Annotated in this window: 13 protein-coding genes; 4 read left to right on the forward strand and 9 right to left on the reverse strand. The window is 66.0% G+C overall.

The window, feature by feature from the left end; all coding sequences use genetic code 11:
- Position 1: 1 nt before the first annotated feature.
- The 8 genes from G4G71_RS13075 to G4G71_RS13110 all read right to left on the reverse strand — a co-directional run bounded on the left by G4G71_RS13075 (position 2) and on the right by G4G71_RS13110 (position 13,913).
- The gene (locus tag G4G71_RS13075; protein ID WP_169938168.1) at positions 2-2,329 is read right to left on the reverse strand and encodes a TonB-dependent receptor; all 2,328 of its coding nucleotides are present in this window, start codon (positions 2,327-2,329) and stop codon (positions 2-4) included.
- A 153-nt stretch (positions 2,330-2,482) separates the two neighbouring features.
- The gene (locus G4G71_RS13080) at positions 2,483-3,535 is read right to left on the reverse strand and encodes an AraC family transcriptional regulator (RefSeq protein WP_169938170.1); all 1,053 of its coding nucleotides are present in this window, start codon (positions 3,533-3,535) and stop codon (positions 2,483-2,485) included.
- 276 nt (positions 3,536-3,811) lie between these two features.
- Positions 3,812-5,485: an arylsulfatase gene (locus G4G71_RS13085; RefSeq protein WP_169938173.1), complete on the reverse strand. Its 1,674-nt coding sequence runs from the start codon at positions 5,483-5,485 to the stop codon at positions 3,812-3,814.
- 262 nt (positions 5,486-5,747) lie between these two features.
- The gene (locus G4G71_RS13090) at positions 5,748-6,647 is read right to left on the reverse strand and encodes an acetoacetate decarboxylase (protein WP_169938175.1); all 900 of its coding nucleotides are present in this window, start codon (positions 6,645-6,647) and stop codon (positions 5,748-5,750) included.
- Positions 6,648-6,799: 152 nt separating this feature from the next.
- Positions 6,800-9,295: a TonB-dependent siderophore receptor gene (locus G4G71_RS13095; RefSeq protein WP_169938177.1), complete on the reverse strand. Its 2,496-nt coding sequence runs from the start codon at positions 9,293-9,295 to the stop codon at positions 6,800-6,802.
- Positions 9,296-9,403: 108 nt separating this feature from the next.
- Positions 9,404-10,345 carry a FecR domain-containing protein gene (locus G4G71_RS13100; RefSeq protein ID WP_169938179.1) on the reverse strand — a complete coding sequence of 314 codons (942 nt, stop codon included), beginning with the start codon at positions 10,343-10,345 and terminating at the stop codon, positions 9,404-9,406.
- Positions 10,342-10,827, reverse strand: coding sequence for a sigma-70 family RNA polymerase sigma factor (locus tag G4G71_RS13105; protein ID WP_169942643.1), 486 nt, complete (start codon positions 10,825-10,827; stop codon positions 10,342-10,344). Before G4G71_RS13105 ends, G4G71_RS13100 begins: the two co-directional genes overlap by 4 nt.
- Before the next feature lie 287 nt (positions 10,828-11,114).
- Entirely contained in the window at positions 11,115-13,913 is a 2,799-nt protein-coding gene (locus tag G4G71_RS13110) for an ATP-binding protein (protein ID WP_169938181.1), read from the reverse strand.
- Positions 13,914-14,377: 464 nt separating this feature from the next.
- Here G4G71_RS13110 and G4G71_RS13115 point away from each other — a divergent pair, with 464 nt between their 5' ends.
- On the forward strand, positions 14,378-14,788 hold the full coding sequence (locus G4G71_RS13115) for a helix-turn-helix domain-containing protein (RefSeq protein ID WP_169938184.1): 411 nt from the start codon (positions 14,378-14,380) through the stop codon (positions 14,786-14,788).
- 179 nt (positions 14,789-14,967) lie between these two features.
- Positions 14,968-15,597, forward strand: coding sequence for an isochorismate family cysteine hydrolase YcaC (gene ycaC, locus G4G71_RS13120; RefSeq protein WP_054908536.1), 630 nt, complete (start codon positions 14,968-14,970; stop codon positions 15,595-15,597).
- 595 nt (positions 15,598-16,192) lie between these two features.
- On the opposite strand, the gene yghU is transcribed toward ycaC, so the two are convergent.
- Positions 16,193-17,029 carry a glutathione-dependent disulfide-bond oxidoreductase gene (gene yghU / locus G4G71_RS13125; protein ID WP_169938186.1) on the reverse strand — a complete coding sequence of 279 codons (837 nt, stop codon included), beginning with the start codon at positions 17,027-17,029 and terminating at the stop codon, positions 16,193-16,195.
- 254 nt (positions 17,030-17,283) lie between these two features.
- On the opposite strand from yghU, the gene G4G71_RS13130 reads away from it, so the two are divergent.
- The gene (locus G4G71_RS13130) at positions 17,284-18,822 is read left to right on the forward strand and encodes a sugar ABC transporter ATP-binding protein (RefSeq protein ID WP_169938188.1); all 1,539 of its coding nucleotides are present in this window, start codon (positions 17,284-17,286) and stop codon (positions 18,820-18,822) included.
- Positions 18,815-19,837 carry an ABC transporter permease gene (locus tag G4G71_RS13135; RefSeq protein WP_169938190.1) on the forward strand — a complete coding sequence of 341 codons (1,023 nt, stop codon included), beginning with the start codon at positions 18,815-18,817 and terminating at the stop codon, positions 19,835-19,837. The genes G4G71_RS13130 and G4G71_RS13135 overlap by 8 nt, the downstream gene beginning before the upstream one ends.
- Positions 19,838-19,862: the final 25 nt, after the last annotated feature.

Below are 19,862 nucleotides of genomic sequence, written 5' to 3' on the forward strand. Positions count from 1 at the left end.
CTCAGAAGTCGTAGCGCAGGGTCACGCCGGTCACACGCGGCTGGCCCGGATAGCCCACGTACAGGCCGTTGGAGGAAGCGATGACCGCCTGGTAGTACTCCTTGTCGAAGGCGTTCTTCACCCACAGGGAGGCATCCAGCAGCCCGTCGCCAACTTCGTGGCGCAGGCCCACCGAGAAGTTGGCCAGGCCGTAGCCGGGGATTTTCGACAGGCTGGAGTTGTCCAGCGTGCCTTCCGCTTCGGAGCGGTAGGCGTAGCTCGCGGTGACGTAGGGCTCGAAGCGGTTGTCCAGCTGCCACTTGTATTCGCCGTTGAGGTTGGCGATCCAGCGCGAGGCGCCCATCACCCGTTCGCCGGAGAGGTCGCAGGTGGTCGGTGCGTCGGGCTGGCTGCTGACCTCGGCGGGGCAGGGGGCGTCCTTGAACGACAGGTAGGTGACGTCGTTGAACGAGCCGTTGAAGTTCAGCGTCAGGCCGCGCAGCGGTAGTGCGGTTGCCTCGAACTCCAGGCCGCGCGAGCGCAGGTCGCCGGCATTGGCGAGTACCTGGTAGCCGGTGACTGAGCCCGCGGGCTGGTAGTAGGTGGTGGCCTGGTAGCCGGTGATGCCGGTCCAGAACAGGTTGGCGTTGAGCTGCAGGCGCCGGTCGAAGAGAGTGCGCTTGAGCCCCAGTTCGGCATCGTTGGCGCGCTCGGGGCCGACCAGCAGGGAATCGGCGCCGGCGCTCGGGGCGCTGCCGACCGTGAGGTTCACCCCGCCGGATTTCTCGCCATGGGACAACGAGGCGTAGCCGAGCAGGTTGTCGTCGAACTTGTAGCTCAGGCTGAGCAACGCCGAGGGCGCAGCGTTGTGCAGGCTGAGGTCGCCGGAGTCGTAGGCGCCGGCCTGGCTGGCGCGGATCGCCGCCGGAACGCCGCTGACCGCGGCTCCGCCTTCGGGGGCATAACGCTGCACCTGTGCCTGCTTCTCTTCATAGGTGCCGCGCAGGCCGAGGGTGAAGTCCAGCTTGTCGGTCAGGTGCCAGGTGCCCTGGGAGAACAGCGCGAAACTGTCAGTGTCGATCCAGCCCTTGCTGGTGCTGCTGACGTTGTTCAGCGCGTTGAGGTTGGCGCCGATCAGGTTGAGGTCGGCCAGCGGGCCGAGGTCGACGAAATAGCGGTTGTTCAGGCTCTGGCGGAAGGCGTAGGCGCCCACCACGTAGTCGAAGGCGCCGCCGGTGGGCGAAGCCAGGCGGATTTCCTGGGAGAACTGGCGGTCGTGGATTTCGTAGCCCAGGTCGCGGATCACCGGCACGTCCAGCTCGTCCGAATCGTTGGCCGGGTTGAAGTGCCAATAGCGGTAGGCGCTGATCGACGTCAGCTTGTAGCCGCCATTGAGGTTCCAGTTGGCCTCCACGGAACTGGCGTTCTGGTGGACGCTGACGTTCTGCCGGCCATCGATGTTGGATTTGCCCAGCACCGGATGAGCGCCGACCAGCGCGGCACGGCGCCAGAACTGGCTGGAGCCGCCATAGATCACGCCGCTGCCCTGGCTGGAATTCTCGCTGTTGTACTCGTTGATCCAGCGCAGGTTGAAGTCGTCGTTGGGCTGGAACAGCAATTGGCCGCGCATGCCCTCGCGCTCGCCGCCGAGCAGGGTGCGACCGTCGGCCAGGTTGTTCAGGTAGCCGTCGTCGCGGGTGCGGTAGAGCGACAGGCGTCCGGCGAGGGTGTCGGTCAGCGGGCCGGAGAAACTGCCCTTGCCCTGGAAGTAGCCGTTTTCGCCGCCGGAGGTTTCGATGCTGCTCTCGGGGGTGAAGGTCGGCTTGCGCGTGGTGATGTTCAGCACGCCAGCGGTGGTGTTCTTGCCGAACAGGGTGCCCTGCGGGCCGCGCAGCAGGTCGAGTTGCTCGATGTCCATCAGGTCGAACACGGCCATGCCGGGGCGGCCGAGGTAGACGTTGTCCAGGTAGATCCCGGCGGAACCTTCCAGGCCGTCGCTGGCCGGGTTGTTGCCGATGCCGCGCACGGCCAGGCTCGACTGGCGCGCGTGGATGTAGGCGACGTTCACGCTGGGCAATGCCTGCTGCAGGTCCTGGATCTTGTAGATGCGCTGTTTGTCGAGGGTGTCGCCGCTGAGTGTGGTGATCGGTGTCGGCACGTCCTGGGCGTTTTCCTCGCGGCGGCGGGCGGTCACGGTGACCGTCTGCAGGGCATCGGTAACGGCTTGGCCGTCGTTGCCGACGGCGCTCTGCTCATCGGCGGCGGCATTGCCAGCGGCCAGCAGCAGCGCCAGGGTCAGTGGGTGCAGCGCCAGGCCGGTGCGGCTGGCGCTCGAAGGGAGTCTATGCATGGCTTGTCCTTGCAGCAGGGCCGTGGCACGCACGGCTGGAAGTCGGCGGAGCGGGGGCTGGTCACCCCTCTGGTCGCCGATGCTAGGCAAGCGCGCTCGAAGACGATGGGCTTTGGCGGACAATCCATGGTCCGCCGCAGACAGATACCGGTCTCACAGGGCCAGGGCGAAGCCACCGGTTGGCCGGATGGCAGGCGGTGACTCGGCCAGGCCCAGTTCGCCCTGGCGCCATTGCCCTGGGCTCTGGCCGGTCCAGCGGCGGAATGCGCGGTTGAAGCTGCTGGGCTCGTTGAAGCCCAGCCGGTAGCAGACTTCGTTGACCGAGCAGTGAGGCTGGCGCAGGTGCGCGAACGCCAGTTCACGGCGTGTTTCCTCCAGGAGCTCGGTGAAACTGGTGGCATGACGCAGCAGGTGGCGATGCAGGTTGCGCGTGCTCATGCCCAGTTCCTCGGCGACCAGCCCCTGCTGGACTTCGCCGCTGGGCAGTTGGCGCACGATGGATTGGCGGACCTGCTCGGGCAGGTCGTGGCCGGACAGGCGCTTGAGGTAGCTGTTGAGGCTGCCATCGAGGATCTGCGCCAGCTCGCGGTTACCGCTGCGCAGCGGGATTTCCAGTAGCGCCGGGTCGTAGTCCACGGCGTTGTGTGCAGCATCGAAGACCAGGCGCTGGCCGAAACGCGCTTCCCAGGCGTCGGCGTCGATGGGGCGGGGCCGCGCCAGATGCACGCAACGCACCACGCCCAGGCCCCAGATCGGAGTGGCATGCCGTAGCCCGGAAGCGAGCAGCGCCTCGGTGGCCATCTGTTCCACCTGGGCGCGGGGAATGCGTCGGTACACAAGCCGGCAGACGCCGTTGCCGCGTTCCAGGCTGACCTGGCCGGACGTGCTTACAACGGGGGAAAACCGCACCACGCGCTCCAGCGCCTCGCCGACGGTGGCGCTGCTCTGCAGGGCGAACAGCAGGCCGTGGAAATCCGTGGGCAGGCTGTGTGCGGCCACCTCCAGGCCGAATGCCGGGTTGCCCGTGGTGCGCTCGACAGCACGCCAGAGGGCACTCATGCGCTCCAGGGGAATGCGCAGGTTGGCATCCTGCAACTGTGCCTGGTCGATGCCGGCGGTGCGCAGCAGGGGGCTGGGATCGTGTCCATTGGCCTGCAAGGCGCGGGCAATGACCTGGGCCCAGGTGGCGATGGTGTCGGCGTGCATGTGCGCTACTCGGCTGGCAACGGCCCGGCGCCGGTCTGCGACGGTCGTTTGCGGCGTTCGGAGCGCCATCATGGCGAGTTTTATTTAGCTCATGAAGGAATTGTTTTTGTTATTTAAATAACCGAAATGACTAAGAAGTAACGCGCTTCCCGCTCGCTGCGACGGCGCGTGGGCTGATGACAGGCGCCCTCGCTGCGATGCTTTGCCGGCATGGGAAATATGCCCGGAGGGCAGGGCCGTGCAGTCCCCGCCTGTCGATGGCCGAATCGGCTTCGCTCACAGGGTTCTTGGCTGGCGCGTGAAGATGCGCAGCAGGCCGCGCCCCAGTTCGCGCAGCAGGCGGCCGGCGAAGCTGAAGTCGAGCACGCCGGTTTCGTCGACGTAGCGTTGCCATTGCTCCACCAGAGCGCGCAGGCGCTCCGGCTCCCGCTCCGCCAGGTCGTGGATTTCGCCGGGGTCGCGCGTGAGGTCGTAGAGTTGCCAGCGGCCGGGGCCGTCCGGCTTGGGAATGTACAGCGCCTTCCAGCTGCCCTGGCGGACGGCGCGGGCGCGGAACAATTCCCACCCGGTGGTTTCGTCCTGCCCGTGCGGCTCGGCCTCTTCGCCCTGCAGGTAGGCCAGCAGCGAGCGGCCACGAATCGGCAATACTTCGCGACCCTGGTAGTGGCTGCCCGGATGGCGGGTTCCGGCCAGCTCGAGCAGGGTCGGCACGATGTCCATCACCGTGGCGAAGGCATGGCTGATGGTGCCCTGCAGGCGCAGCCCCGGCCAGGTGATGAAGGCAGGTACGCGAATGCCGCCCTGGCTGGTGAACAGTTTGAATTGGCGTGAAGGGGCGGTGGCCGCCTGGGCCCAGCGCGGGCCGTACCAGACATAGGAATTGGCCCGCCCGACGTTCTCCAGGCTGTTGTCGTAGTGCTTGCCGATGAAGCGCTGGGCGCGTTTGCCGACGATGGGCAATGCCTCCAGCGCGGCACCTTCGGCGCCATTGTCGGAAAGGAAGAGGATCAGCGTGTCGTCCAGCTCGCCGCTGGCCCGCAGGCGCTCGACGACCCGGCCGACGTTCCAGTCCAGACGATCGACCATGGCGGCGTAGACCTCCATGGCGCGGGCGGATTGCTGCCGGCCGCTTTCGTCCAACTCATGCCAGTTGGGCGTGTCCGCCACTACCGGATGAGCTTCGACCCCTTCGTCGATCAGCCCCAGTTCCTTGAGCCGGGCAAGGCGTTGCTCGCGCAGAACGTCGGGGCCGCCGTCGTAACGGCCCTTGTACTTGGCGATCAGGTCGTCCGGCGCCTGCAACGGAAAGTGCGGAGCCGAGAATGGCAGGTAGGCGAAGAAAGGCCGGTGATCGTCCGCCGGGCGTTCGCTCAGGTAGTCGAGCAGGCGGTCGGTGAAGGCGTCGGAGGAATAGAAGTCCTTTGGCAGTTCGCTCAGCGGTTCCAGGCCGTTGCGGTAGGTGCCTTCGACCGCATGCAGCAAGCGCGGCATCTTCTGCGGTGGCACGTCCGGCGACCAGCCGTAGTGATTGTGCGCCGCTCCTTCGAGGATGAACGAGCGCTCGAAGCCGCGCGCCGCCGCCGAGGTTTCCGCCGTTCGGCCCAGGTGCCATTTTCCCGATATCAGCGTGTGATAGCCGGCGTCGCGCAGCAGTTCGGCGAGGCTCACCACGCGCTGGTTGAGGTGGCCCTCATAGCCGGGGTTGCGGCGGATGGTTTCGTCGCTGAACTCGGCCATCGCACCAATGCCGGCGAGATGGTGGTCGGTGCCGGTCAGCAGCATCGCGCGGGTCGGCGAGCAGGCCGAGGCGGCATGGAAGTCGGTGAGCCGCAACCCGGCCGTGGCCAGGGCATCGAGGTTCGGTGTGTCGATCTCGCCGCCGAAGGCACCGAGGTCGGAGAAACCCAGATCGTCGGCGACGATCAGCAGGAAGTTCGGGCGTTTGCTCATGGTCGTCTCGCGCAGGTTGGGCGGTGCGTCGTGGAGTGGGTGCGATGGACGCTGCGCAGCCCGTTCCCTGGTTTGAAGGTTGTTCCGGGGAATTCCTTTTCCGGCATATCGAAGTGAATTTCGATGCACTTAAGCGATAAGAGCGCCCATTAAGGACGCCCTTTTGCTCGCACGCCATTGCCTTCGGCGAATACTTTTCATGCCTTTGCGGCATTGCCTATGGCGACCGCCGCTAGCTGGATTGCCGATGCGGTGGCACCCGTCAGTGCGGCGTTTGCAGTGGCATTGGCAGGTGCAGGACGATCTGCGCGTCCTTCACCACATCCAGGCGCAGGATGCGCGATGCCCCCAGGCCATCCAATAACTGGCTGAGCGGGCCGCCATGGCGGGTGAACTGGACATTGCGGGGCAGGAGCCTCTGCGCATAGGCAAGGGTATTGCTCTGCACACGGGTCTGCTGCCAGCGGCCATCGACCTGATGGACCATGGTGGTGGTGCCCAGGCGCGATTGCGGGGCGACGATCTTCATTGGCGGCAGCGGGGCCTTCAGGCTCAGGTCTGGTTTGTTGTCGGGCCCCTGGATGCTGGCGGCCACTTCGCTGTCGATCCTCACCTGGATGCCGGTGCGCCACTTGGGCAACTGGTAGCCGTGCACCCCGCGTACCCGCGCGATCTCGGTGGAGACTGGCAAGGCCAGCACATGGGCGACGAAGCTGCGCCGGCGCATCGAGTCGAGCAGTTCGAGGGCGTGGCTGCCGGTGGCGCCTGGCCTGCGGATGACGATGGCGACCGAGACCTCGTCATACGGATCGTTGTCACACACCGAGTAGGAGAAGAAGGTGAGCGCCACCAGTCCGTGGCCGGGCAGGGCGCGCAGAGGCTCCAGCGGCGCCGGTAGCGTCGCGCGCAAGCGATCGATGGGCGCCAGGAACAGCAGTTGGATGCTGCTGGTGCGGTAGTAGAAGTTAGGTGCCCAGGTCGGCCCGACGCGCGAGGCGACCAGTTGCTTGGGAATGCGCCGGAAGTAGTCGATGTTGCCGGCGGCGGGGTCCTTCGCCACCTGGTCCAGGTCCGGGTTCATCCGGTAGCGGTCGTAGTAGCCGCCTTCGATCACTTCAACGCTGTGCGAGCCGAACTCGACTTCCTTGAACTTCGCCTTCATCTGCTTGACCTTCTGGTGACCCTGGTGGAACCGCCCGGCGTGATGGCCGGGCGGCTGTCGAGGGTTACCCTAAGTTTAAAGTTAACTTTAATGTCAAGCTGACTTCCGCCAGCTCGCGAAGCGATGCCGGCAGGCAGGACGCAGCGCAGCTCTCAGAAGTCGTAGCGGGTGCTGAGCATGACGTTGCGGGGGTCGCCGTAGTAGCCGCTGTAGAAAGTGGTGTCGAGCGCGCTCAGGTACTTCTCGTCGAACAGGTTGTTGACGTTGAGCGTGGCGGAAAGCTGGTCCGTTACCTGGTAGCGGGCCATCAGGTCGAACACCGCGTAGTCGTCCTGCTTGGCTTTCACCGTGCCCGGCAGGCCGCTCGGTGTGGCGGTGAAGTGGATGCCGCTCTGCCAGTTCATGCCGCCGCCGACGGTGAGTCGATCCAGCTCGCCGGGCAGGCGGTAGGTGCTCCACAGCTTGACTGTATTGGCCGGGCTGACGGTGTTGATGCGCTCGCCGTCGGCGTCCTTGGTGATGCTGTGGTTGTAGCTGGCGCTGAGGTTCCAGTCGGGCAGCAGTTCGCCCTGCAGCTCCATCTCGAAACCTTTGGTGGTGGCGCCGTTTACCGCGCGATAGGCCGCGGTGGTGGTGCCCGGCACGACCTGGCCGGGGTCCACCTCGGCCAGGTTGTCCTGCTTGATGACGAAGGCTGCGACGCTGGTGTTCAGGCGCCCGCCGAAGTACTCGCTCTTGAAACCGACTTCGTAGTTGTCGCCCTCGCGCGGTTTCAGCGTGGCACCGTCGCGGTCGCGCACGCTCTGCGGCTTGAAGATGCTGGTGTAGCTGGCGTAGACGGAGTGGATGTCGTTGAGGTCGTAGACCACCCCGGCATAGGGCGTGACTACGCCGCTTTCCTTGTATTTGGTGAGGCGGTTCGAGGCCGGCGTCAGCGCGTAGCTCAGGTCGTAGGTGTAGTCGTAGTCGCTGCTGCGCGCGCCGAGGATCACCGAGAGGTCGTCGGTGGGACGCAGGCGGGTCGCGAAATAGGTGCCGCGCTGGTAAATGGTGGTGTCACCGTCGTAGAGCTTGCCCAGCGAGGTGTTGGGTTTCGCGGTGTAGTTGTCCCAGGTGTAGAAGTTGACGTAGCGGCCTTCGACGGCAGTGCCGCGCAGGGGGCTGTGGCGGTTCTCGTACTTGGAATAGTTGTAGCCGACGATGGCTTCATGCTCGCGGCCGAACAGCTCGAACGGGCCCTTGGCCTGGAGGTCGACGCCGGTCTGCTTCTGCCAGGTACTGCCGGCGCCGCCATACAGGCGCACGCCTTCGCCGCTGGCCTTGTTGGGGAAGCCCCAGCTGGCGGTGGCCAGTTCGTAGTCGCTGCGGTCGATGTACATCTGGTTCAGCGAGGCCTTCAGCGACCAGTCGTGGGCGAGCTTCTGCTCCAGGCTGAAGAAGCTGTTGAGGGTGTTCTGCTCGTTGGAGCTCCAGCGCGCCGCACTGTTGGTGGAGCGCGAGAAGTCGGTCTGCTCGCCGTTGCTGTAGAACAGCGGGAAGGCTACGGAGGAGGAACCCTCGGGCTTGTTCTTCTGGTAGTCCATGCCAACGGTCAGCAGGGTGCTGTCGGTCAGGTCGGCTTCGAGGATGCCGTAGTAGACCTCGCGCTCCTGGTGGTAGTGGTCCATGAAGCTGTCGTTCTGCTGGTAGGCCAGCACGCTGCGGCCGCGGATGTTGCCGGTGGGGGTGAGCGGGCCGGACAGGTCGACCTCGCCGCGGTACTTGTTCCACGAGCCGAGGCCGCCGCTGATGTGCCCCTGGAACTGCTGCGTGGGGCGCTTGCGCACCATGTTGATGGTTGCCGACGGGTCGCCCGCGCCGGTCATCAGGCCGGTGGCGCCGCGCAGTACTTCCACGCGGTCGTAGATCGCCATGTCGGCCAGGCTCTGGGCCGAAACCTGGCTGACGATATCCAGCGTGGTGGGGATGCCGTCGAACTGGAAGTTGTCGACCGAGTAGCCCCGCGAGTAGATGTTGAAGCGCTCGCTGCCCAGGTTCTGCACGGTGATGCCGGGTGTCTGTTCCAGTACTTCGGGCAGGCTGGCGAGGTTCTGGTCGTCCATGCGCTGGCGGGTCATCACGCTGACCGACTGCGGCGTCTCGCGCAGGGACAGGTTCATCTTCGTCGCGGTGCTGGAGCGGCCGGTGGTGTAGGAGCCGGTGCCCTCGGTGGTTTCGCCCAGCTGCTGCCCGGTGATGTCGGTGGCGTCCATTTCCAGCACGTCATCGCTGCCGCGCGGGGTGAGCAGGTAATCCCCTGAGTCACTGCGCATCACCTTCAGCCCGCGGCCAGCGAGCAACTGGGCGAATCCCTGCTCCAGCGTGTAGCTGCCGCGAAGGCCCTGGCTTTGCTTGCCGCTGGTGAGGCCGGCGTCGAACGACAGCACGATGCCCGATTCGCTGGCGAAGCGGCTGAGCACAGCGCCCAGCGGGCCCGGCTCGATGGCGTACTGGCGCGCGGCGGATTCCGCGCTGGCCTGGCTGCCGGCGTTCAGCAGGGGTTGGAAGAGGCCGACCTGCAAGGTCAGGCTGGCGCCGAGGATGGCGATGGCCAGCGGTTTGCGGGGCTGGGGCACGCTGCGGAAAAGGGGGCGGGTGGCGCGGAACATGAAGACTCCTTCGGATGCCTTGAGGCTGTTTTGCAGAAGGAGTCGTGCGAGCAGATGCAAATCGACAATCGGCAATGAGAATATTTTTCGAAAAGGTTCGGCCGTGCGTCAGCCGCGAGGTTGCACGCGGACCCAGAAGCGCGTGCGCGTCTCGAGCCGAACCGGCAGCGCCTGGGCGATGGCGGCCAGCGCGCGGTCGGTGTCGTCCAGCGGGAAGGCGCCGGAGAGCCGCAGGCCGGCCACTTCCGGCGAGCACTGGATGAATCCAGGCCGATAGCGCTGCAGTTCGACCAGTGCATGCTTCAGGCTCCAGTCGTCGATCACCAGGCGACCGTTACGCCATTCGGCCTGGTTTTCCAGGACCGGGTGCGGTTGTGGCAAGGGGCCGTTGCCGAAGTCGAGGCGGTCGCCGGCCTGCACGATGAATTCGGCGCGAGTCGGATCATTGCGCACGGCGACGGCGTGCTCGAAGACGTCCAGTTGTGTGTGGTCGTCGTACTGGCGAACGCTGAAGCGCGTGCCCAGGGCACGCATCTCGCCCTGGGCGCTGCGGACCTTCAGCGGGCGCGGATCCTTGGCCGTCTGCAGCCAGATTTCACCGGCGCGCAGGATGATCAGGCGCTGGCCGGCGTCGTAGCGGATGTCCACGGCGCTGGCTGTATTCAGGGCGATCCGTGTGCCGTCGTCGAGGGTCAGGTTGCGGCGCTCGCCGGTACGCGTGCGCACATCGGCCATCCACACCGGCATCTGCCGGTAGCCGGACCAGGCAACGCCAGCGCTGCCGACACCCAGCAGCAGGCCCTTGAGCACGGTGCGCCGATCCAGGCGCGGCTCGCCTGCCAGCAGCGTGTGCCGCGCCAACGGCCCGGGGAGCCCCTGGAGTTCCGCCTGGAAGTTCTGCAGGCGCTGCCAGGCCCACTGGTGCAGCGTGTCCTGCTGGTGCCAGGCGTGCCACTGGTTCTGAGTTTTCGCGCAGCCTGGCGCAGCGCCGAGGCGCGCGTGCCAGTGCGCGGCGTCGCGCAGGGCCAGTCTTTGCTTCGCGGCGTTCATGCTTCGGCGTCCAGGGCGAACAGCAGGCATTGCTCGGTGGCCTTGGCCATGTACTTGGTGACCGAGCTGACCGAGACACCGAGGCGCTGGGCGATCTGCGCGTAACCCAGCCCGTCGAGCTGGGCAAGCAGGAACGCCTGGCGCACCTTGTAGCCCAGGCCGTCGAGCATGGCGTCGAGCTGCAGCAGGGTTTCCAGTACCAGCAGTTGCTGTTCGGGTGAGCAGGCCAGCAGTTCCGGCTCGAGGGCCAGGGCTTGCAGATAGGCCTGTTCCAGACTGCGCCTGCGCAGGTGGTCGATCATCACCCGCTTGGCTACTGTGGCGAGGAAGTGCCGGGGCTCGCGCAGCGGATGAGCGACGGTGCCGGTGAGCAGGCGCAGGAAGGTGTCGTGGGTGATGTCCGCGGCTTTATCGCGGTCGACCAGGCGCTTGCGCAGCCAGCCAGTGAGCCAGCCACTGTGGTCGCGGTAGAGGCTGTCCATCTGCTGGTGCAGCGGCGAGGGCGGCAGAACTCCGGACACCACGAACTCCCTGTCGGATTTTTGCGGATAAGAATTAATCGCAATTGTAGGCGGCGAGCGCGAGCTTGGGAATAGGGAATGCGGCGCAGCCTTGCTTCCGACTTTTTTGCAGGGGCGAGCCTGCCGGCGGGTCGTCCTGACGCGAGCCTTGCCGGAGGATCGCGGAGAAGCTCCGCTCTTACGAAAACGGCTTTGCTGTCGACCTGCCGGAGCCCTCGTCTGTGAACACCGCAGTGGCGGTGCCATCGTCAGCGTCCGTTGACGACCTCAAGGCACCGGCGAGCCCGGCGCTGGTCCGGTAAGTCGAAGCCCTCGGTGAAGCGCTGGTAGATCGGGGCCAGCAGTTGGTGCGCCGGTTCCTGTTTACCCTGAGCGTTCCAGAGCTCCGCCAGGCAAGTGGCCGAGCGCAGCTCCCAGGCCTGCGCGCCTTGCTCCTGCGCCAGCACCAGAGCGCGGGCCAGCAGGGTTTCGGCGCCAAGGAGGGATTCGCGGTCGCCGCGCTGCAGCAGGGCCACAGCCTCGTTGCGCAGGATTTCCGGCGCGCACCAGCCTGCCGCGCCAGTGCGTGCGCGCATCAGCTGCGCCTGGTCGGCGGGAAGGGTGCGCCCGCCGAGGGTCTGCACTATGTCGCGCACCAGGCCGACGGCGGGCGTTGCGGCGCTGGCCGCTTCGTCGAGCTGCATGGCCCACGCGTAATGCCTCGCCCAATCGGTGAATAGCGGGACGCGATGGCGCTCGGCGACTTCGATCATCTGCCGCACGCGTTGGCGGGCCTTGTCGAACTCGCCGTTGTAGAAGGCGATGACGCAGCCAGCCACGGCCAGGCTGTAGGCGATGGAGGCGCTGTGATTCATCTCGCAGGCCAGCTCGATGGCCTGTGTCGCCATGCGCTCCGCCTGCTCGGGCAGGCCGCGCAGCCACAGCGTGCGTGCCTGGGTGGCGAGGGAGGCGACCTGCTGGTCGTACTGCACGCCCAGGCACGGGGCGAAGCGATTGGCCCGGCGCTGCTGCTCCAGACGCTGCAGCACTGCTTCGCCGACGGCCTGGGCGTGCACCTGACTCCCCGAGTAGTGCAACGCCAGCACCTTCAGGCGCAGGGCGCTGGTGGCGAGCATCTCGCCGTGGCCGTCGCTCAGCCGGTCGAAATGCAGGCTCTGCTCGGCCGCCTGCTGATACTGGCCGGCCCACAGGAGCACTGCCAGGCCACCGGACAGAGCCGTCAGTTCGCCGTTGCGGTCGCCGATCTGGCGGGCGAGGAAGCGTGCGTTCTGGAAGGCTTCGTTCGCCTGGCTGTCGCGCACGTCGTGGTAGGTCGTATTGCCCAGCGCCAGTTCCAGGCGCATGGCCAGTTGCAGCGACGAAGTGGATTCGGCGCTGAGCAGGCCGAGCGCGGCGCTCACGTAGGGGCCGTATTCGTGTAGCAGCGACAGCTCCTGCCAGAGCGGCGACGAGCTGGCGGCGAGATGGATCGCCAGGCTGTGCCGGACTTCAACGTGGAGGCCCCAGTCGAGGGCGGCGCGGACATCCGCGAGCCACGGTGAATGCTGTTTCAGCCAGCCCTGGGAGGCCGACCTTTCCCATTCGTTCTGCGCGGCCTGCATCGCACGCTGGCAGAGCTCCAGATGGCGCTCGCGGGCCTCGTGCAGTTCACCGGCGCACTGGAGTTTCTCCAGTGCGTAGAGACGGGTCGGTTCGAGCAGCCGGTAGGTGACTTCGTCGCTGCGAATCTCGGTGGTCAGCAGCGACTTGGCGGTCAGGTGGTTCACCAGCAGGAAGGCCGCGCCGAGGTCCGTCGGCTGGCCGAGGACGGCGGCGATGGAGTCCAGCGTGAAGCTGCCGCGAAAGACGCTGAGGCGGCGCAGGCAGGACTGCTCTGCCGGGCCCAGCAGCGCGTAGCTCCAGTCGAGCATCGCGCGCAGGTGTTCGTGGCGGCTGGGGGATTCATCGGACTGCAGCGGAAGGTCCAGGTAGCCACCCTGCAGCAGCGCATCGATGCTGCCATCGGCCTGGCCCAGGTGGCCGGCTGCCAGTTCCAGGGCCAGCGGAATGCCCTCCAAGCGCCGGCAGATTTCGCCAACCCGGGGCAGGTCTTCGGCGCGGAATTCGAAGTCCTCGTGGGTCTCGCGGGTACGCTCGATGAGCAGCGCTACGGCGGGGTAGGCGAGGGCGTCTTCGACGCTGCCGACCTGCGCAGGCGGGCAACTGAGTGGCCGCAGCGGCAGGATGTGCTCGCCGGTGGCGCGCAGGCTTTCGCGGCTGGTGACGAGGATGTGGATCTGCGGCGCGTGGCGCAGCAGGCATTCCACCAGATGCGCGGCGGCCTCGACCAGGTGCTCGCAATTGTCGATGAGCAGCAGCATCTGGCGGTCAGCGACCTGGGCGCAGATATGCTCCAGCGATTCGCCCGCCAGCCCCGGAATGCCCAGCGCGCAGGCGAGGGTGCTGTTCAGCGGCCGGGCGTCCTGCAACGGGGTGAGGTCGAGCATGCGAATGCCATGGGGATACCGGCCGATGAAGCGCTCGGCGGCCTGCAGGGCGAGGCTGGTCTTGCCGATGCCGCCGCTGCCTACCAGGCTGATGCAGCGGCGTCGCGGCAACTCGGCGACCAGGCGCTCCAACTCCGCCTCGCGGCCCAGTAGGCGATTGCGCCGGGGCGGCAGGTTGTGGTCCGCCGACTGCACGTCGCCCGGGGCGGGCGTTGACTGCGCTGAGATGGTCAGCGGCTCGACGAAGCTGTAGCCGCGCAGCGCCACCGTGACGATGAAGCGCCGGCCGTTCTGGCCGTCGCCCAGCGCTTTGCGCAGGGCGGTCATGTGCACCCGCAGGTTGCCTTCGTCGATGTCCTGGCCGGGCCAGGCGCGAGCCAGCAGTTCGCCCTTGCTCACCACCTGGCCGGCGCGCTCCAGCAGCGCCAAAAGGATGTCCAGTGCACGCTGGCCCAGGCGCAGCGGGCGGCCGGCCTCGAGGATCATGCGTGAGGTGGGAAATATCTGGTAGGGGCCGAAATGAAGCACGGTTTCGACCGTCGCCACGGGCTCGGGAGTCATCGTCTGGTCGTCGCTTTCGCACGCTGGGGCAGGTTCCGCGCCGGCCCAGGTGCTGGACCTGGTGGCACATGTCCATCGACTCTGCGGTCGATTGGCCATTCTTTTCGTGAATGACATGCAGGGTAAACGACGGTTTGCCGTTGGACCATCCTGCGCCAGGCAGCCTGCTTCGGGCAGTTTGCTTAATAACGATTAACGCCGCGTTCGCCCCGGCATCGCCTTTCGGGGGTACGGCGTTGCGTGCTGCCTTGCCTCGCAAACCACGCCGGACAAGGCTTGGCGAGCGTCAGTCGGGAGCTTCCGCGCTGATCGCGAGCGACTACGCGGGCGATGGAAAATCCGCATCCCGGCCTTCGATCCGCCGCTTTTTCGCTCCCACGGGTTAATGCCGTTTAACCAGCTTTAACTCGCCGCCGCCCCTGCGCCCACAAAAAATGGCCACCAGACCGCAGGGGAGGGACAGCATGCTTCAGAGACTGATCGGCCAGATGCCAGTGGACGCGCCAAAGCGTGATCTTGCGCCCTGGCAGCGCGAGCGTGCTCAGGCCTTGCTGCTCAAGCATCTGGACAGCGGCATCGCGGTGAGCGACCTGGCCGCCGCCTGCGCCCTATCGCGCAGCGATTTCACCCGCAAGTTCAAGGTCGCCACCGGCCACTCGCCCCAGGCATGGATGCGCATGCTGCGTGTGGAGAAGGCCAAGCAACTGATGCGCGAATCAGCCTTCCCGCTGGCGGAGATCGGCCTGCAATGCGGCTTCTGCGACCAGGCGCATTTCTGCCGGATCTTCTACCGCATCGAAGGCGTCACGCCCTTGAGCTGGCAACGCCAGTTCTTCCATGAGGAACACCATTCGACCTGGCGGCACGCGGGCTAGCCCGAATCCCCAGCGGCGCTCCATGTGTTTATCGTTCTGTAAATGGAACGCTAGAGGCGATTTTTGCCGTCTGGTGGAGCAATGGTGTCGAAATTAATCTCTCTTCCCATGCAGTGACGCACTGCAAGACCACTTCCCGGCAACGCCGGTCCCACTGAAAGCAAATCGAGGATTTCACCATGACCAACGCCACCTACAACCGCCTGGACAAAGACAATGCCGCCGTACTGCTGGTCGATCACCAGGCCGGTCTGCTCTCACTGGTCCGCGACATCGATCCGGACAAGTTCAAGAACAACGTCCTCGCCCTGGGTGACCTGGCCAAGTTCTTCAACCTGCCGACCATCCTCACCACCAGCTTCGAAACCGGCCCCAACGGCCCGCTGGTTCCCGAGCTGAAAGCGCAGTTCCCGGACGCGCCCTATATTGCCCGCCCCGGCCAGATCAACGCCTGGGACAACGAGGACTTCGTGAAAGCGGTGAAGGCCACCGGCAAGAAGCAGCTGATCATCGCCGGCGTGGTGACCGAGGTCTGTGTGGCGTTCCCGGCGCTGTCGGCCCTGGCGGAAGGTTTCGATGTGTTCGTGGTGGCGGATGCGTCCGGCACCTTCAACGAGATGACCCGCGATGCGGCCTGGCGCCGGATGGAAGCGGCTGGCGCGCAGCTGATGACCTGGTTCGGCGTGGCCTGTGAGCTGCACCGCGACTGGCGCAACGACATCGAAGGGCTGGCGGCGCTGTGCTCGAATCACATTCCGGATTATCGGAATCTGATGACCAGCTACAGCGCGCTGACTGCCGGCAAGTAATTCTCCCGGCACAACGAAAAGCGGAGCCTCGCATGGGGCTCCGCTTTTTCTTTTGTAGGAGCGAGCTTGCTGCGGCACGGTGCCTGTTCGTAGGAGCGGACTTTGTCCGCGATGAGTCTGCCTCGCGCCTTGGTTTCCCGCGTCGCTTCGGCGTGCGCGCAAACTTCCTGTTTCGCCCCCTCGGGCGACCTCCTTTGGCAAACGCCCCAAAGGAGGCAAAGGTCTTGCCCCGGACATCCGGTTTTTCGCTTGGGGCGAAAAATTCCCTCGTTGAAGCGGAGTTTCAGGGGCACGCGCTGACGGGCCATCCCTGGCCCGACATCGCTCTCGCGACATCCATGTCGCTCAACCCCTGAAACTCCGCTTCAACGAGGCCTCCTGAACGGGGCGTTCGGAGCGTGCGGATGTTTTTCTGGAAGACTTCTCAAGCCAGAGCCAGAGCGCGGGGTATGGAGTTCCTGTAGGAGCGAGCTTGCTCGCGAACCTTTGAACCGGGGGCGCTGGCTGGCCAATTGCGGACGGGGTCCGCTCCTACAAAAACATCAGGCTAGGTAGGAGCGGACTCCGTCCGCGATCCGCAGGAGGGGGCGGCCCATTACCGCTTGAAGTCCTCCGCACTGTGCCGCTCCGGCAACGCATCATCGCCCCAGGTGCGGTTCACCCGCCGTCCGCGCTGTACTGCCGGGCGCGCGGCGATTTCGTCGGTCCAGCGGCGCACGTGGGTGTAGCTTTCCACGTCGAGGAACTCGGCGGCTTCGTATACCTGGTTGTTCAGCAGCGCGCCGTACCAGGGCCAGATCGCCATGTCGGCGATGCTGTATTCGTCGCCGGCGATGTAGCGGTTTTCGGCCAGCTGGCGGTCGAGCACGTCGAGCTGGCGCTTGACCTCCATGGCGTAGCGGTTGATCGGGTATTCGTACTTCTCCGGCGCGTAGGCGTAGAAGTGGCCGAAGCCGCCGCCGAGGAAGGGCGCGCTGCCCATCTGCCAGAACAGCCAGTTCAGCGTCTCGGTGCGCTTGGCCAGGTCTTTGGGCAGGAAATGCCCGAACTTTTCCGCCAGATAGACCAGGATCGAGCCGGATTCGAAGATGCGCAATTCCGGCTCGACGCTGGTGTCCAGCAGGGCCGGGATCTTCGAGTTCGGGTTGATCTCGACGAAGCCGCTGCCGAACTGGTCGCCGTCGCCGATCCTGATCGGCCAGGCGTCGTACTCGGCTTCGGTCACGCCCAGCTCCAGCAGTTCCTCGAGCAGGATGGTGACCTTCACGCCGTTGGGCGTGGCCAGCGAATACAGCTGCAGCGGGTGCTTGCCGCGTGGCAGTTCCTTCTCGTGGGTCGGGCCGGCGATGGGCCGGTTGATGCTGGCGAAGGCGCCGCCGTTGCTCTTGTCCCAGGTCCAGACACGGGGGGGAGTGTAGGTATCGTTCGCCATCTCGAGTGCTCACCTTGTGGGTTGAATGCGTGGATGCTACCCGCCCGATCTGCGTCGCGTCAGCCGTTTTTCTCGGGCTGCTGTTGCTGGGCGAACAGTGCGCGGCGCCTCGCTCGGGCAGTTGTTAGCATATGCATAAACGATATTAAAAATAAGTTGATGCATAGTTTGAGATTATAAAAGAATCGCCGCTCAGTCCAACGGCGAAGCTCTGAAATGACGCTCTCGCTCTTTCGCGTCCTATCGAGAGTCCCATGTCTGCCCAGCCCGCATGCGCTGCATTCTTCCGCCTCGAAGGCGTCGGCAAGTCCTTTGGCGAGAACCGCGTGCTGGTCGACCTGGACCTGGAAATCCGCCCCGGCGAGGTGCTTGCCCTGCTCGGTGCCAACGGCGCGGGCAAGTCGACGCTGGTGAAGATTCTTGCCGGTTCTCACAGCCACGATGCCGGACACTTGCTGATCGATGGCGAGCCGGTTCGTTTCGCTTCGCCCCAGGACGCCCGCCGCCACGGCATAGTCGCGGTGCACCAGCAGGTGGAGCAGGGCGTGGTGCCTGGCCTGAGCGTCGCGGAGAATCTGCTGCTGGACGAACTCTGCGGCGCCACCGGTTCGTTCCTTTTCCGCCCGGAAGAAGCGTTGAAGCGCGCCGCTGAAATTGCTGCCGCGCTGGAACTGCGCCTGCCGCTGCAGGCGCCCATCGAAACCCTGGGTACTGCCGAACGGCAACTGGTGATCTTGTCCCGTGCGCTGGCGCTAAAGCCACGCCTGCTGATCCTCGACGAGCCCACGGCATCTCTGTCGACCCTCGAGGTCGAGCGCCTGTTCCATCTCATCGACCACCTGCGCGAGCGCGGCGTGGCGATCCTCTACATCTCCCATCGGCTAACGGACTTGCAACGCGTGGCGGACCGCGCGCTGGTGCTGCGTGATGGGCGCCTGGTAGGCGAATTCGAGTCGCCGCTGGACCTCGCCGCGGCGGTCGAATCCATGCTCGGCGCCGCGTTGGGAGAGGTCCAATTGCAGCCTTTGCAGCGCGGCGCGACGGTGTTGTCCCTGCACAAGTGGCAGCTTGACGAAGGCAGTACCGCCTTCGACCTCGACCTGCATGAAGGCGAAGTGGTCGCCCTGACCGGCCTGCTCGGCGCGGGCAAGAGTGAGATCGCCGAAGTACTGTTCGGCTTGCGCCGGCAGCACGCTGGATCGATCCGCCTCGATGGCCGTGACTGGCAGCCGCGCTCGCCGCGCGAGGCCATCGCCGCCGGCGTGTTCTTCGCCGCCGAGGACCGCGCGCGCAACTCGCGGGTACCGGGCTTTTCGGTGCGCGCCAGCATGACCTTGCCATTTCTGCGCAGCTTTACGCGCCTGGGTTTCATCGACAGCAACGCCGAGCGCACCAAGGTGGCCGAGCAGATCGAAGCGCTCGGCATCAAGGGCCCCGGCCCTGAACATCCCCTGGAGCTGCTCTCCGGCGGCAACCAGCAGAAGGTTATTCTTGCCCGTTGGCTGCTGGGGCAGGGCCGGGTGCTGATCCTCGACGAACCCTTCCAGGGCGTCGACGTGCGCGCCCGCCGTGACATTGGCCAACGTATCCGCGCCAGTGCCGCCGGCCGCGCGACCCTGGTGATCTGCAGCGACCCGGACGAAGCCCTGGAAATCGCCGACCGTATCCTTGTCGTGCGCGACGGCGCGGTGGTCGCCGAGCTACCCCGGCAGGATCTGCAACGCAGCGAGATCGTCGCCCACCTGGCGCCAGCCCAATTCCACTCTTCACGCCAAGGAGCCGCGCGTGTCTAGAACTGCAGTGGGCAGCCCGGCGACGTCCTCCGTCGCACGCCTGCTCGACTTCCTCATCCACTACGCGCTGCTCCTGCTGCTGGCTGTGCTGGTGCTGGTATTCGCGCTGCTGGAGCCGGCTTTCCTGCGGGTCGGCAATCTGTTCCTGGTGTTGCAGTCGGTGTCCATTGTCGCGCTGCTCGCCCTGGGCGTGACCCTGAGCATGGCCGTGGGCGGGCTGGACCTGTCCATCGGTGCAGTCGCCGCGCTGAGCCTGATGACTGCCAGCTATGTGATGGTGGTGCTGGACTGGGGGCCGCTGGCGGCAATCCTCATCAGCCTCGGCCTCGGCACCCTGGTGGGGTTGCTCAACGGCTGGCTGATCGTGCGCATGCGCGTGCCGGACATCCTCGCCACCCTGGGCAGCATGTTCCTGGTGGTCGGTGTGCAACTGATCCCCACCGGCGGCCGCTCCATCGCCGTCGGCATGACCCTGCCCAACGGCGACGAAGCGCCCGGCGCCTTCTCCAGCTGGTTCCTCGCCCTTGGTCGCGCCCAGCTGTGGGACCGCGTGCCGGTACCCGTGGTGGTGATGCTCGGCTGCGCGCTGCTGGTCTGGCTGTTCCTCGAACGTACCCGGCCGGGCCGGCTGTTCTATGCCATCGGCGGCAACGAGCAGGCCGCGCGCCTCGCCGGTGCGCCGGTGGAGCGCTACAAGCTGCTCGCCTACGTGCTCTCGGCGCTGCTGGCCTCGCTGGGTGGATTGCTGCTGGCGGCGCGTCTCGGACGCGGCGATGTCAGCTCCGGCAACGGGCTGGTGCTCGATGCCTTGGGCGCCGCTTTGATCGGCTTTGCCGTGCTCGGCGCGCAGAAGCCCAATGCCTTCGGGACGCTGGTGGGCGCGGTGCTGGTCGCGACCCTGCTCAACGGCCTGACCATGCTCAACGCGCCGTACTACGCCCAGGACTTCGTCAAGGGTGCGGTCCTCGTTTCGGCCTTGATGTTCACCTTCGGTCTGGCCCGGCGCGGGCGCTGATCACCTACCTTTTTCGGAGATTCAA

Origin of the sequence: Pseudomonas multiresinivorans (assembly GCF_012971725.1) — a bacterium.
Lineage (GTDB): Bacteria > Pseudomonadota > Gammaproteobacteria > Pseudomonadales > Pseudomonadaceae > Pseudomonas > Pseudomonas multiresinivorans.

Bases quoted from the DNA above. Each gene is read 5' to 3' on its own strand.
- G4G71_RS13075 (WP_169938168.1), bottom strand. From the start codon at position 2,329: ATGCATAGACTCCCTTCGAGCGCCAGCCGCACCGGCCTGGCGCTGCAC.
- G4G71_RS13080 (WP_169938170.1), bottom strand. From the start codon at position 3,535: ATGCACGCCGACACCATCGCCACCTGGGCCCAGGTCATTGCCCGCGCC.
- G4G71_RS13085 (WP_169938173.1), bottom strand. From the start codon at position 5,485: ATGAGCAAACGCCCGAACTTCCTGCTGATCGTCGCCGACGATCTGGGT.
- G4G71_RS13090 (WP_169938175.1), bottom strand. From the start codon at position 6,647: ATGAAGGCGAAGTTCAAGGAAGTCGAGTTCGGCTCGCACAGCGTTGAA.
- G4G71_RS13095 (WP_169938177.1), bottom strand. From the start codon at position 9,295: ATGTTCCGCGCCACCCGCCCCCTTTTCCGCAGCGTGCCCCAGCCCCGC.
- G4G71_RS13100 (WP_169938179.1), bottom strand. From the start codon at position 10,345: ATGAACGCCGCGAAGCAAAGACTGGCCCTGCGCGACGCCGCGCACTGG.
- G4G71_RS13105 (WP_169942643.1), bottom strand. From the start codon at position 10,827: ATGGACAGCCTCTACCGCGACCACAGTGGCTGGCTCACTGGCTGGCTG.
- G4G71_RS13110 (WP_169938181.1), bottom strand. From the start codon at position 13,913: ATGACTCCCGAGCCCGTGGCGACGGTCGAAACCGTGCTTCATTTCGGC.
- G4G71_RS13115 (WP_169938184.1), top strand. From the start codon at position 14,378: ATGCTTCAGAGACTGATCGGCCAGATGCCAGTGGACGCGCCAAAGCGT.
- ycaC (WP_054908536.1), top strand. From the start codon at position 14,968: ATGACCAACGCCACCTACAACCGCCTGGACAAAGACAATGCCGCCGTA.
- yghU (WP_169938186.1), bottom strand. From the start codon at position 17,029: ATGGCGAACGATACCTACACTCCCCCCCGTGTCTGGACCTGGGACAAG.
- G4G71_RS13130 (WP_169938188.1), top strand. From the start codon at position 17,284: ATGTCTGCCCAGCCCGCATGCGCTGCATTCTTCCGCCTCGAAGGCGTC.